Source organism: Ruegeria sp. HU-ET01832 (assembly GCF_040371315.1).
In the GTDB taxonomy this organism is placed as follows: domain Bacteria; phylum Pseudomonadota; class Alphaproteobacteria; order Rhodobacterales; family Rhodobacteraceae; genus Ruegeria; species Ruegeria lacuscaerulensis_A.
Map to the genome: position 1 here is coordinate 1 of NZ_BAABWL010000008.1, position 13,416 is coordinate 13,416.

General features: G+C 51.1%; 12 protein-coding genes. 7 read left to right on the top strand and 5 right to left on the bottom strand.

From position 1 onward, the window contains the following. The 4 genes from ABWV79_RS19995 to ABWV79_RS20010 all read right to left on the bottom strand — a co-directional run. A partial coding sequence (locus ABWV79_RS19995) for a CLIPPER-2 domain-containing protein (protein WP_353394271.1) occupies window positions 1-1,436 on the bottom strand: 1,436 nt, incomplete at its 3' end. Window positions 1,437-1,755: 319 nt separating this feature from the next. After that, complete coding sequence (locus tag ABWV79_RS20000) at window positions 1,756-3,009, bottom strand: HlyD family type I secretion periplasmic adaptor subunit (protein ID WP_353394422.1); 1,254 nt, start codon at window positions 3,007-3,009, stop codon at window positions 1,756-1,758. 49 nt (window positions 3,010-3,058) lie between these two features. Continuing rightward, a complete protein-coding gene (locus ABWV79_RS20005; protein WP_353394274.1) occupies window positions 3,059-4,912 on the bottom strand; it encodes a type I secretion system permease/ATPase in 1,854 nt (617 codons plus the stop codon). A 1,421-nt stretch (window positions 4,913-6,333) separates the two neighbouring features. Then, entirely contained in the window at window positions 6,334-7,266 is a 933-nt protein-coding gene (locus ABWV79_RS20010) for a lysophospholipid acyltransferase family protein (RefSeq protein WP_353394276.1), read from the bottom strand. A gap of 767 nt (window positions 7,267-8,033) precedes the next feature. Between ABWV79_RS20010 and ABWV79_RS20015 the strand changes: the two genes are divergently transcribed. From ABWV79_RS20015 to ABWV79_RS20045, 7 genes are all read left to right on the top strand, one after another. Next, window positions 8,034-9,317, top strand: a complete 1,284-nt coding sequence (locus tag ABWV79_RS20015) for a tyrosine-type recombinase/integrase (RefSeq protein ID WP_353394278.1) — start codon at window positions 8,034-8,036, stop codon at window positions 9,315-9,317. Next, window positions 9,314-9,937: a hypothetical protein gene (locus ABWV79_RS20020; RefSeq protein ID WP_353394279.1), complete on the top strand. Its 624-nt coding sequence runs from the start codon at window positions 9,314-9,316 to the stop codon at window positions 9,935-9,937. The genes ABWV79_RS20015 and ABWV79_RS20020 overlap by 4 nt, the downstream gene beginning before the upstream one ends. A gap of 84 nt (window positions 9,938-10,021) precedes the next feature. Next, a complete protein-coding gene (locus ABWV79_RS20025) occupies window positions 10,022-10,213 on the top strand; it encodes a helix-turn-helix transcriptional regulator (RefSeq protein WP_353394282.1) in 192 nt (63 codons plus the stop codon). A 211-nt stretch (window positions 10,214-10,424) separates the two neighbouring features. Beyond that, window positions 10,425-10,670: a hypothetical protein gene (locus tag ABWV79_RS20030; RefSeq protein WP_353394284.1), complete on the top strand. Its 246-nt coding sequence runs from the start codon at window positions 10,425-10,427 to the stop codon at window positions 10,668-10,670. Next, complete coding sequence (locus ABWV79_RS20035) at window positions 10,670-11,797, top strand: bifunctional DNA primase/polymerase (protein ID WP_353394286.1); 1,128 nt, start codon at window positions 10,670-10,672, stop codon at window positions 11,795-11,797. Before ABWV79_RS20030 ends, ABWV79_RS20035 begins: the two co-directional genes overlap by 1 nt. Further along, a complete protein-coding gene (locus tag ABWV79_RS20040; protein WP_353394288.1) occupies window positions 11,794-12,030 on the top strand; it encodes a hypothetical protein in 237 nt (78 codons plus the stop codon). Before ABWV79_RS20035 ends, ABWV79_RS20040 begins: the two co-directional genes overlap by 4 nt. Before the next feature lie 3 nt (window positions 12,031-12,033). Beyond that, window positions 12,034-12,411 (top strand): hypothetical protein, encoded by a 378-nt coding sequence (locus ABWV79_RS20045; protein WP_353394291.1) that lies wholly within the window; start codon window positions 12,034-12,036, stop codon window positions 12,409-12,411. Window positions 12,412-12,538: 127 nt separating this feature from the next. Here the strand turns inward: ABWV79_RS20045 and ABWV79_RS20050 are convergent, their stop codons facing one another. Then, window positions 12,539-13,342, bottom strand: a complete 804-nt coding sequence (locus ABWV79_RS20050) for a methyltransferase domain-containing protein (protein WP_170570595.1) — start codon at window positions 13,340-13,342, stop codon at window positions 12,539-12,541. Window positions 13,343-13,416: the final 74 nt, after the last annotated feature.

The window sequence follows — 13,416 nt, forward strand, 5'->3', positions numbered from 1 at the left end:
TCTATCCCAGGCTGGTAGGCCAAAGGAGCGTCAGCATCATCGCTGTCTGTCACTTCCTCTTCTTCATAGAATCCACTTACGCTGGCGGTGTTCTCTATGTTGCCATCGTCGTCGTCACTGACATCGCCAAACTCTGCATCGCCTCTGCTGTCCAGATCCTCCTGCGTTACTTGGTAGGTTAGATCTACTGTTCCACCCAATCCATCACTGTCGCCGTCATCGATTGTGACGACTTCACCTACCTCCAGATCACCGACCAAAATGTTTACCCCAGTCAAGGGGTCAGTCACAGTAACGCCAGCCAGAGCCAGATTGCCCGTGTTTTCGATCACCAATTGATAAGTAATTTCATCCCCGGCATCTTCAGCTATTCCCTCAGAGCCTTCACCGTCCACATCGACAACCGTTTTGGTAATCATTATTTGTGGATTTGGAACCAAGTTTCCGATCTGGACAAAATCTGTATCTCCGGCCTCGGAAAGGTTCGCGACCCAGAAATAGGGATCATCGCCTTGACCATCCAAGGTGCCGTTGGTTGGCTCGGAGCCCGCCTCTAAACTAGAAATATCCTCACGAATAATTATATCGTCAGAACTAGTCGCGACTCCAAAGAAAGTGAAGTTACCATTTTCATCCGTGACAGTTGCGCGTTCAGTGTCTGCATCAAATATGCCATTATTGTTGCTGTCTATGTATACAACAACACCTTCCAGCCCGCTTTCTCCATCTTCTGGTTCGTAAACACCGTCGCCATCAAGATCCCCGAACTTGAAGCCATTAATCGTCCCAGCGCTTTGGATGTTCCACTCATCAAAGCCTGCCTCTTCGTCATATTCACCTGGGCGGCCCATTTCCGTATAAAGGTAGAAATAGTAATCTCCAAAAGACTCACTGGGGTTTGCTAAAAAGTACGCATCGATGACGCTTTTTTCGATCAATACCGTGTAGTCGTCAGTGCCGCTGCCTGTAGATGTTTCGGCCAAAAACAGAGTAGTTGGTTCAATTGCATCAATATCGTAGACCAAATTTCCAGTCGAAGTCAGGTCATTGTAGGTTCCGATTGTGCCATCGTCGGACAGGTAAACTTGAAATGTTTCTAGTGTTATGAGATCGTCGCTATTGCTCTCATTCAAATCCAAGCGAATTTCATAATATTCAACTCCGTCAACAACGGTGACGGGAATATCAGTCAGCTTAACTTCTCTCGTCTTTTGTTTGTCTAACTCGTTGTTACCAAATGCATTATTTATCGCGGAATTTGAATCGTTTACGGTATTGAATCCAGCGGCAACACCATTTGATGTGCTCGCTTCGTCGCTTGTAGCCAAAAAAGGTTCGAAATTTCCTGTACCGGATCCCTCATTTGGAGAGTTGATAAATGTCACTCCACCAATGGTTTCTCTGGAACCTTCCGCTTCGAGATTAAAGTCAGCCATAATGCCCCCCGGCAAACTATGAAAAAATCTCTACTCTGGGGCTTCAAACCATATTCTCATCTGCACTCATTATGTTTTTTTGACCTTTAGCCGAGGTACGCCTTTTGGCACCAAACAGTAAAAGCTCCCGCTAAAAGTATCGGAACGATAGAAACTCGTTAAAACTGAGTCAACAAACTAAAGGATTTGAACGTGCAAAACACGCCAATCGAACAGCGACTGGACACGACGGCATCGAAAAAAGTCCAGTGACGGCTGGTCCGCTTACGTCGCTAGGAATGTCTCTTTCCGGCCCTCAAAAAATACGGGAAATACCAACTTAACTTTCCCTGAGAGCGCGTCGAAAATAGTTGGCCAAAGGCTGAACGAGGTACGAAATCGGTGCACGTGCATCAGTTTTGATAAATGCCTCCACAGGCATTCCCGGAACGAGCAAAACATCCCCTGTCGCAGTCAGAGACTTTGTGTCGGGTTGCAACACCGCTTCATAATAAGGCACCTCCTGTGCATCATCTGTAAATGTATCAGCTGATATCCTGACTACGACACCAAGAACTTCAGGCGTTGTACGTTGGTCAAAGGTAGTAAAACGAAGTGAAACCGGCTGACCTTCGTAAACTTGGTCAATATGCACGGGGTCAATTCGCGCTGATACTTGAAGTGGTCTATCCTTTGGGACGATGTACATAATCGGATCAGCAGGTTTGATAACAGCCTGTTCCGCGAAAACCGATGACCCAAAAACAACGCCTTCGGACGGTGACCTAACTTCCAACCTCGAGAGTCGTTTCTTCAAACTTTGACGATTTTCCACCAAAGGGATCTCGCTGAAACGTAAATCACGCAATTCTGTAATGGCGCCTTCCCGGCGCCTATTTTCCAAGTTTATAATTTCGATTGAAACGCCCGTTTGCCGCCCTTTCGCCTCGGCTTTTGCAGCTTCTAGCTGGCCTATCTCTCCCTTTAGCCTCGCCTGCTCTCTCCTGAGTGCCAAAACCCGAGACGCTTGAACCAACCCTTGCTCCAACAGGGCCTCAAGATCCTTGATTTCGGTCTCGACCAGATCCAATTGATCTTTTAGCGCGCTCACTTGAGCCTCCATACCTCGGACTTGATCCTCGATTTGAAATGACTGTTGTTTCAGTTGATCGATTTCGCTCTTGTGTGAAGCCAGTTTCGCGTTGAAGAGGTTTCTTTGACCCTCAAGCTGTGAGGTCATCCATTCGTTGTCCAGCGTTGAAAATTCTCCTAAAGCGATATCCTGAAGATTTGAAAGCTGGTCTCTCTCAGCCTCCAACCTGAAACGTCGCACGAGAATTTCCATCAGTTGTCGTTCCACGACTTGCAACTCAGATCTTAGAAATGTGCCGTCAAGTTTGACTAATACGTCGCCCGCCTCCACTGAATCTCCATCGCGAGCTAAAATCGCTGAAACAACGCCTCCGTCTGGATGCTGAGCGACTTGTCTTTCGGTTTCTACTTTCACAGTACCGCTAGCAACAACAGCACCGGAAATCCTAGTAAATAAACTCCAGTAGCCAATCCCAAAAATCAAAACCGCTATTGAGGTCACGCCAATGTAAATAGGAACTAAGGCACTCCAATCAGCTACTTCTTCAATGTCAGTGTTTTTTCCTGACTGACTTAAAGCCTTGTGCTTTCTGTTTACCCAACTTTCTTTTACGGATTGAACGAAACTCTTTACTTGCTTTCGAAACTTTTCGATGCGCCCCGGCAGATCTAAACTCTTCGTTTTCATTGGCTTGAATTTGCCTCTTTATCGACATCACGTTCTTGAGCGAGGAACCAAGTACTTGGTCGCGAGGACCATAATCTTTTGTTTGACCGCCTTGGAGAATAAGTAACTTATCACATTCTGAAATAGCGACTGGGCGATGAGTCATAATCAGAACTGATTTGTTCGCGGCTTTCAACTCTGAAACGACTGCATTCAACGCATCAGACCCCTCTTTGTCCAATGCGGAATTGGGTTCATCCAGCACAAGGATCTTAGGATCACCATAGAGAGCGCGAGCAAGGGCAAGTCTTTGCTTTTGACCTCCTGACAACTTATCATCAAGTGGTTCAATAACTGTGTTGTATCCTTCATCAAGATTTAAAATGATACTGTGAACCTTAGCCCTTTTGGCAGCTATCACCACTCCTTCAGGAGAAATTTCGAGTGACATCTGAGCTATGTTTTCTGCAATCGTTCCAGCAAAAAAATGAACGTCCTGCGGTAAGTAACCAATCTGCTTACCCATTTCTTCCGGACCGTATTGCTTAAGCGTAGCGCCACCTAAACGTACTTCTCCGTTATGTGGACTAACCAATCCCATAACAACCCTAGCTAAAGTGCTTTTTCCTGAACCACTTTTCCCCAAAATCCCCAACGCTTCGCCAGGTGCTAGATGGAATGAGACATTTCCCAGAACAGGGTGTTCGCGCCCTCGCGCAAAGACCGTGACGCCATCGACTGTTAACGACGCTTCAGGTTTCGGCAATGTAGTCACTTCGTCATCGAGCTTTAATTGTTGCAACAGCTCATCTAGCCGACGCCAACCTCGTCTCGCCTTTTGCGCCAGCGACCATTGTGGAATACACTGTTCGATTGGAGCCAGTGCCCTGCCTAGTAATATTGAAGACGCGATCATCGCGCCTGCAGTCAGTTCATTTTGCAAAACTAACCAAGCGCCAAGCCCAAGCATCGCCGCTTGGAGAAAAAACCGAAAAGCTTTGGAAAAAGACGCAAAACCACCTGTCCAGTCATTTGCTAGAATTGAAGAATGAAGCGCTGCATCTTGAAGCTTTTTCCAACGCTTTTCCAAGTCTGAAGCCATTCCTTGCGACCAGGCCAAATCGCTCATTTCTTGGACTTGACCGGCAAATCTGTTTGCTGACTGAGAGATTGATTGGGCTTGTAGCGTTTTATTAACGGTTAAAATCTGGTTTATCAAAGCTGCAGCAACGAGCACGCAACCCCCAGCAAGCGCGAGCCAGCCGAGATAAGGATGAAAGATAAAAACTGCGACTAAAAAAATGGGCGTCCAAGGTAGGTCAAAGATAGCCAACAATAACGGGGACGAGAAGAATGCCTTAAGCGCTTCAATGTCCTGCAACCCGTGGCTTTCGATTCCCGAGCTTCTTTTGAGCGCCGAACGTTCCAGAAGCGCTTTGAACGCAAGCGGCCCGAAGGTGCTCTGAATTCGGGCACCTATCCTCGCAGAAACGCGTCCACGTGCGTATTCTAGAAACCCATAAATTGTGAATAACAGCGTCACCAAGCCGAATAGAACCAGTAAGGTTTCTTCAGAACGAGAGCTTAAAACTCTGTCGTAAATCTGAAGCATGAATACCGGGCCTGTAAGCATAAGAAGGTTAGTAAAAATGCTAAAAGCCATTGCAATCAACAACAAGTCACGACTTTTTGCGGCCGCAAGAGAAATTGATACGCGATGAGGATCGGCTTCTTCCAAACGGGTACTCGCTACAGTAAACACTGGAAACACAATCATTGTATACAAGAGCCACACGTTTCAACAGTGTTGTGATAAATTATAAAGGTGATCTACGAGCCCGATAGGCGGCCCAGGCGCGTTAAGTTCACCTAAAGCGAACTGACTAAGATACAGGCTGGGCTCCGAGCAGCACTCAGATAGGATGAACGTCAATTTCCACCTAAATGGAAACCAAGTACAAAACTCGTCAATTGTTACCCAAGTTGTCACCCAAACCCTTGTTAAAAAACAAAAACCAACGCTCAGACAAACTGCAACGAATAACTAAAACGCGCCAAAAATGGCATAGATAATTAGCGCAGCATTTGTCGCTCATGGCAGGAATCTGACGTTCTCCGCGGGTGAAAATTGGAAGTTTTTTGGCGCGTTCATTTGGCTTCCCAACGGTTCATAAGCTTAGTGGCCTCTCCACAAATTGCTACGGATAATACCCATTATGTGCGAATGTTGGCGGGCGGACTTAAGTCGTCCAAATACTCATTGCTTGGTATAGAATTGATGAAAGAATGCATCGACTAGTAAAGATCGCTCGATCCGGCAGTAGAGTATGGCCCTCGAATACAAGTTTCGATGTTTTTTTAACCATTCGGTGCTCATAGAATGCGAAGGCGCAAGGGGGAAGTTTTGACTAAAGTCCTATTGGGAGAAGACAATGAGCGGCCCCAAGGACGTGTGTGGAACCTGTGGATACAGCATGCGCGTCCCAGGCTCTGCTACGATCAGGCGGGTTAGAGCGTCTGCAATCCAGTTTTCTGAACTCAACCAATCACCGTAGTTGGTGCCTGAAGTCCTTTCGAGACTGGCTCGCAGTGTCACCAAGTCCTCCATCGAAATTTCCGCTGCTCCGGGTGTGTCATCCGGTGGAAGAATGCCGGGCGCGACCTCGCCAAGAGTCGAAGTGATCGACGGGATTTCGCCGTTTTCGATCGCCGCCCCGAGAAGCAGAGAGACGATGCTCTTTGAGCAGGATTTTATGTTTGTAGGTCGATTGCGACCGGGGCCGCGAGGCGCTTCGGCAAAGACAGTTTCGTCGCCTTTTTTGACCTGGAGGGAATGTAGCGGTGGGAGCTGACCAATCGCTTCGCTTAGCGCGTCGGGCCGCGCCCTCGCGATGTACGGAGCAGCAAGGCGGTAGTTGCAATAGCAACAAATTCTCGGCGGCTAATTATACTAGCAAATGTGGTTGTGTTTGCAGGAGTTTCCAGTCGTGCCGGTCGCTCAAGTTGTGAACTTAGATTGCCCTAATCTCTGCGCAACTTTCTACATGCAGACATCGCAGCCTTTGGTCAGAGGCAATCTCCTAGCTTATGACATGTTTTTTCCTATCTCTTAAATTTGCATGCGCGTACTCGATCGTTTTTTCATAGGCATCTTGAAACCTATAACTTTCTGGATACGGGTGGATTGCGGCGCAAAACACGCGACCAGTGTTTGTCTAGCCAGAATGTCCACTCTTGAGGATATAGTCTCAGAAGATGTTCAAGTTCACTAATCCAGTTTTGAGTTGTGGATACTAGATCCCCTCCAGCCATAACACTTTGGCCCAAAACCAAATGCAATTCCGTTTCGGTCTGCACTACAGTCGCAGGTAGTATCGGGACCCCTGCCTTTTGGGCATATCTTGCTGGCCAGGTTTGAACACCAACGATCTCACCGAACGCCGACACAGCGGCAAGATCACGTGCTGGGCTCAAGATTTGCGTGGGCGGCTCATCAATGCGATCAACCATCGCGACCACGATCCCGCCTCGCTTTAATGTTCTCAAAATGATCCTTGCAACGGAAGTTGGATCCGCTTCCCGCACATCTACAAACTCGCATCCAACACTATGATAAAGTTTATGTTGAGCTTCGGCACGGTTTTTGTCTTTTGACACCCGAACAATCGATAATATGGGGTACGAGTTCGAGAGGCATCGGGCCATCGGTATCGCACCGTGGGCGTGAGGTAAGACGAGGATAAAACTCCCATTCTCAAAGAGCCGTTCAAATCTTTCACGATCCTGGACAATTAAAGTTTCGTCGATTTCTTCACCGAAGCCATGCCGTATCCTTTCTGCACGATCAAAACCCAGCAAAAGCTTCCGCACGTATTCCTTAAACAATCGCCTAGGTGAGGGGTGGTCCACATGCGCCGATAGTGCGACTGCGGTATATCGGGCATGATTTCCCGGAAGCACGTAGATCAATCTAAGAACCCAACCGACAACGGCATAGGAGAACTTTCTGACAGGTCTGGAACGTCGGGCAAGCCAGCCGGAAAACGTTTCATAGGCGAGAAATATGCGGTCTTTTGTTTTGGAGAAACTCATATAGGCTGCCCAATTCTGAAAATACTAATACACAGTAAGCGATCAGTTTCTGCAACATCCTCATTTCTGCCTAGCCGCGGTACAAAAAAGGCCGAGCAATTATGATTGCCAAAATGTCAGCTTCTTCCGTTGGCACCATGAGAGTTCGCACATACAGAAAATGTCCAAAAACTGTTTACCTTAGAATGCCGTGAGTGAGATTGAGGTCCGCTCAGGACTCGAAGCGGTTTCGCGCTCTGTTTTGAATAAAGGCTGCTTAGCAGTCAATCTCGCTGCGATCTTTGTTCAACGCGCGATTGGCTGCTTCAAAAAGATCACCTAGAGCGAGAAGAGAAGGTGCTAGGTCGGCTACGTCAATTTCACCATTGTCGACCGACGGCCCGTCAAAACCAATTCGAAATGTACTCAGTGCTCAAACCTCGTTTTCGTCCTGTATTACATATGGACTCAGGTGGAGCTACGGATTTCTGAACTAAGCCAGGAATGGCTATTGCACACAAATGTTGCGGGATCGGTTTGAATCCCCCCCCCGACGGATTCGAACTTTAAAAACAAGAAGTTTTTTATCTTCAATCATTTAGGGGAAACCAGTGGCGGACCGAGGAACCGCCCTTACGTTGGCACAATTTATCTCCATACAGAGCATTATTTATTGAAAACATGAGATATTTTAAGATTCTCTGAAATTTCCTGTTGCAAACTGTAACGCCCAATATCATACTTTTTGGCGGGTAGGTTGGCGGGACAGGAACAGCAGGAATCGAACTATGCCAAAAAAGGCCAGAGAACTTTCTGCTCTTGAGGTAAAACGGCTTGAACACCCCGGCCACGGGAGCAACGCCACCATTGCTGTCGGCGGCGTCGATGGGCTTCTCTTGCAGGTCACGCCAAGCGGCGCTCGGTCTTGGTTGCTCCGGTGCAAGGTTGGCAACCGGCGACGTCACATTGGTTTGGGCGGATATCCCGACGTTCCGCTGGCAGAGGCGCGTGAACGAGCGCGAGAGGCGCGCCAGATGATCCGCGAAGGGACCGACCCCGTTGAGCAACGCAAAGCCAACAGAGCGGCACTCATAGCTGCTCAGAAGCGCGGCATGACGTTTGCTCAGGCGATGGAAAAGTTCTTGGTGGGCAAGCTGAAAGAGTTTGAAAACCCCAAGCACAAGAAGCAGTGGCGCGCGACCTTGGACAAATACGCCCTTCCGGCAGTCGGAAACATGCTGGTCGCGGATATCGAAGTCTCGGACGTTCAACGCATCCTGGAACCGATCTGGCTGACCAAGAACGAAACCGCGTCCCGACTGCGCGGGCGCGTCGAGGCCGTTTTGGCATGGGCCACGGTTGCAGGGCACCGGGCAGGCGACAACCCGGCCAGGTGGAAAAACAATCTGGACGCAGTTTTGCCGAAGCCGTCCAAGGTGGCGAAAGTCGAACATCATCCAGCCCTCAATTTGGACGATGTGGCGGATTGGTTTGCTGACGTTCGATCACGTTCCGGTTTCGCCACACGAGCGCTGGAGTTCATGGCAATGACCGCGGCCAGGTCCGGTGAAATCCGCGGTGCGGTGTGGTCCGAGTTCGATTTGGACAAGGGATTGTGGATTGTGCCGGCGGAGCGCATGAAGATGCGAAACGAACACCGGATACCGTTGACCGGTGAGGCCGTGGACCTGCTGCGCAATCTGGACCTGATGCTGGGCAGCGAGTTCGTGTTCCCCGCTGCAAGGGGCGGGATGCTGTCGGACGCGGCCTTATCCGCCTGTATGAAGCGGATACATGCGGCCAAACCCGACCGTTATCTGGACCGCCGTTCCGGGCGTCCTGCGGTGCCGCACGGGCTGCGCAGCACTTTCAGGGATTGGGCGGCGGAGCGGACGGAATATCCTAGCGACATGGCCGAAATCGCGCTGGCTCATTCGGTTGGTTCGGAAGTTGAACGGGCCTATAGGCGCGGCGACATGATCGAGAAACGGCGTGGGATGATGGCCACATGGGGGCGCTTTCTGTGCGGTGAGGCTAGTACCAAGATCTTGAAGATGGAGGTAGGGCAGTGACTGAAAGATTCATCGGCTTAGATGGGTATCCATGCGACTTTGCGGCCAGCCCTGTTGGGAAAAAACTTATATCCGCAATGAAATCTCTGGACGGAGCAGAAAGCATTTCCAACGCTGAAATTACTGCGAAAGCGCGAGCAATCTATTCGGCGTCTGAGTTCGGGAAAAACCAAGAGCTGCCCAGAAACCGGAAGGCCACTCGCAATAAGAGTGAAGACGAACTAAGGAAATTGTCGAAGATAACTGACAGCTTGTTGCAGCACATTAGCAATATGCGCGAACCGGCGGTTTCTGCGTTATACCGACAAGGCTGGGACTTGTTTGCTGTTGAAAGGGCGCTCGAACTTTGGCCTGAGGGATCGTTACGCGCAATCTCTGAGCTTGACGATGACCAAGGCCATTTTGGCGCGCCACAGAAGGCAGCTGCGGATAACGTCACAGCAATGGTTGCCGCATATTATTCCCAGGCTACCGGTCGCAAACCAACCGTGATCAAAGATGTTTATTCCAGTGAAGCATATGGGCCGTGGCCAACCTTTTTAGATCAAGTGTTCAGCGCATTGAAAATCAAAGCCAGCGCCGAAGGCCAAAGTAAAAAACTATTTGGGAAAAAAGGGTAGCAAGAATCCACCCCTTAACTCCCTTGGCCAGAAGGTCGGTCTTACGTGTACTTGGTTTGGTACCAGCAACAATCAGGTGCCGACATGACCGATACATACCTCACTGACACTGACATTGCGAAGCGTTACAACATCGCCCGACCGACCGTCTGGCGCTGGCATCGCGAGCGTCCCGACTTCCCCCGCGTTGTTCGGCTGACGCCCGGTTGCGCGCGCTGGAAATTGTCGGATCTGGAAGCCTGGGAGAAGGCCCAAGCAACGGAATCCGCAGCATAGAAAACCCCCGCCTGGGACAGTGCGGCGGGGGTTTCGCATTTCAGATGCATGGAGAGCGTCTAACCGCGAAATTACCACTCTGCGCCGTCAAGGGTAAACCTTTGAGGCAAGAGCAATGCAGACACTTCAAGTCAAACTATTGATGCGCTGCCACGGGTTGACAGAAGCCCAGGCAAGCGCGTTGGCCTTCCTGATCTGGGGAGGTTGAACCATGGCGGAAAAGCGGAAACTCACCCGGCAGGAGCAGTGGCGTCGGCACAACCCGAAAAAGGTTTGGGCGCATGTTGCAACCCAATCGGTCCTGCGGCGCGGCCTGATCCAGCGCAAGCCATGCGAGATCTGTGTGGAAGAAAAGGCCGAAGCCCATCACCACGATTATGACCGCCCCCTTCTGGTGAAGTGGCTATGCCGCAAACACCACAAGCAGGCGCACAAGCTTTCGGGGGCGCTGAAGTGATGGCCGGCAGTATTGGCATTTTCGCACAACATGCCGAGGCATATGCTGACGCTGGCCTGCCCGCCTTCCCGGTGGACACACGCAACAAGCGGCCCGCAGTTCGGGGATGGAAGAACGCCACCCCTCAGCGGGCGCGGACATGGGCAAACATTCCTAACCTCGGCGGTGCCGATGGCCTTGGTATCGTCATGGGCAAACCGTCAGGCCTGACCGAGATTGACGTTGACGGTGTTGGGGAGGCTTGGCTTGCCTTGGCGGTGGAGCGCTTCGGGAAAACACCCGTTGCCATCCGCACAGCCAGCGGCAAGGCAAAGCTTTGGTATCGCCACAATGGCGAAGGGCGGCACATCCGCCCGTTCCAAGGCCAACCGATAGACGTGCTGGGAAATGGGTTCACCATCGCACCGCCGTCATGGCGAGAGGATCTAGCAGCATCCTACACGTTCAAATCTGGCGGTCTGCATGACGTTGCCAATCTGCCTACGATCCCCTCAGAGGCGTTAGAGGTTGTCTCTGGGCATCGGGCAATTCTCACCCTGCCCGGTGAACGCAATCAAAGCCTATGGCGCTACTGCATGGCTCAGGCGCGCCATTGCGACCGCTTAGACGATCTCGTGGATGTTGCACGGACCTGGGCCAGCGCCTTCCCCGAGCCGCTGTGCGCAGCAGAGATTGAGCGCTGCGCACAGTCCGCTTGGAAATACGAGGCCACGGGCCGCAATTTTCTCGGTCTTCGCAAACCCCAAGTCACCGATGGAGACCGGATTATGGATGACCTCATAGACCATCCCGAAGCCTTCACGCTGTTTCAAATGTTCCAGCGCTGGCATGGCAACCGTTCGTCGTTTGCCATTGCACCAAGGGCCATGAGCGAGGCCGGAAGCCCGCCTTGGTCACGTCACAGGATCGCAACCGCGCGCGATGTTCTGTTGCAGCGGGGCTTTATCGAGGAACTGGCAGCCCCAGACAAGTTGCGCCGAAAAACGGGCCTCTATCGCTTAGCGACTGACTATCCCAGATCTGAGCACAATCACTATACACCCCTTTCCCCCCGCTATGGGCACCAGTCTGGCGAGGGCTTGGGGCAATCATTCAACCAATCGACTGCAAAGGAGGTCGGACAATGACGACCGAGAACGAACTGCAATTTCAGGTCGAGGCCAATCGCTCAATGGCAACACCGGAGCAGGCGCTTTCCACCTTGGATCAGGTCGACGGTAAAATCGCCATCTTCAGCTCATCGGTGTTGAGTTCAATCACAACGGCTCAGGGGGGGGGTGGTTTGATCTCTCAGGCTATCATTCAGGAAACCGTCGCCCCCGCTCTTTGCACACATCCCCAATTCAGAAATTTGAGGTAGAACATGCCACGACCTAAGACACCTATAGCCAAGGCCAAGCTGACAGGGGCTTATGACAAGCATCCAGAGCGCTACAGAGGCCGTAACGAGCCCCAAGGGCTGGCTGAGCTTGGCGAAGCTCCAGACTATCTCAGCGAAACAGAGAAAGAGGCTTGGACAGCCTTTGCAGAAGAACTGCCGTGGCTCGTTTACAGCGACCGCGCGTTGCTTGAATCGGCCTGCATTCTAAGGGCGCGAGTTCGGGAAGAAGATGTGGTGACCGCTTCTCTGCTACGCGAGCTTAGATTGCACGTCAGTGCTTTGGGTGGTTGTCCGACGAACAGGAGCAACATTCAGGTGCCAGACGACGAAGTCGATGACGAGTGGGCGCAGTTTCTCTAAGGCCAACGTCTGCTTTGGCTTTCAGAGCAGCCGTTCAAGCAAGTTGCAGCGAATGACTGCATTGAGCCCAAAGTGACTGATGCTGCGCGGCGAACGAAAGTCCGGTCTACCAGAGTGCTTAGTTGCCCTAAGGCTTTGTCGCAATCTGGCTTACGTAAGACATGAAACCGAAGAAGGTCTTCTCAGCCACCCGGCGTCTTGCCTCCGCCTTCAACGCCTCCGCTGTTTCGGGAAACAGTACGCGCTCTTCGATCATGCGGTCAGCACCTCGGTCTATGACAGTCAGGAAGTATGTCGCTTCTGCTTCGGCGACGTATCCATGCCCTCTTCTTGCCCCAAGTTGAAAGCCGGTCTTGGCGAGCATTCCGGAGACCTGACGCATTATCCAAAGGTTGGTGACATTTTGATTGATCATGAACCGAATGAGTTGATCCAGCGGATCGAAATCTGCAATCTGCGCCGTCGCTGTGTCGTAGTCGCCATCACAAATCGCCAATACACCACCCGGCTTCAGGATGCGGAATGCTTCCTGAACAACAACTTCGGGGTCAGGCACGTGACACAACAGGGTATGCATTAGGACAACGTCGAATGATGTGTCCTCAAACCCCGTGTCCTTTGCATCGCCGATATCGAAGCTGAGCCGCGCATCATCTCCAAAGCTCTTTTTCGCCCGTTCAACCATCACCGGTGAAGGTTCGAGCCCATGCGCTGTTTTCGCGCCTGCAACGTCCAGTAGGTCCTTAGTTACGTGGCCTGTACCGGACCCGAGTTCCAACGCACGTGCATTGCTCGGGAGCTTTAACTCACTCAAGTAGGCCTTGCGAATTGCGACCTGTGCAGGCTCAAGGCAACGGGCTTCCATCGCTGCTGCAATACGTTCCTGAAGCGCGGTGTCTTGTGCGCCAAGATCAGAATATGGATCAGACATGGCTTAGCTCTCAAAATACATCCTGCAGAAATGCTAAACACACTTAGCCACGAAATCAAAAGAAGCGGACCTGT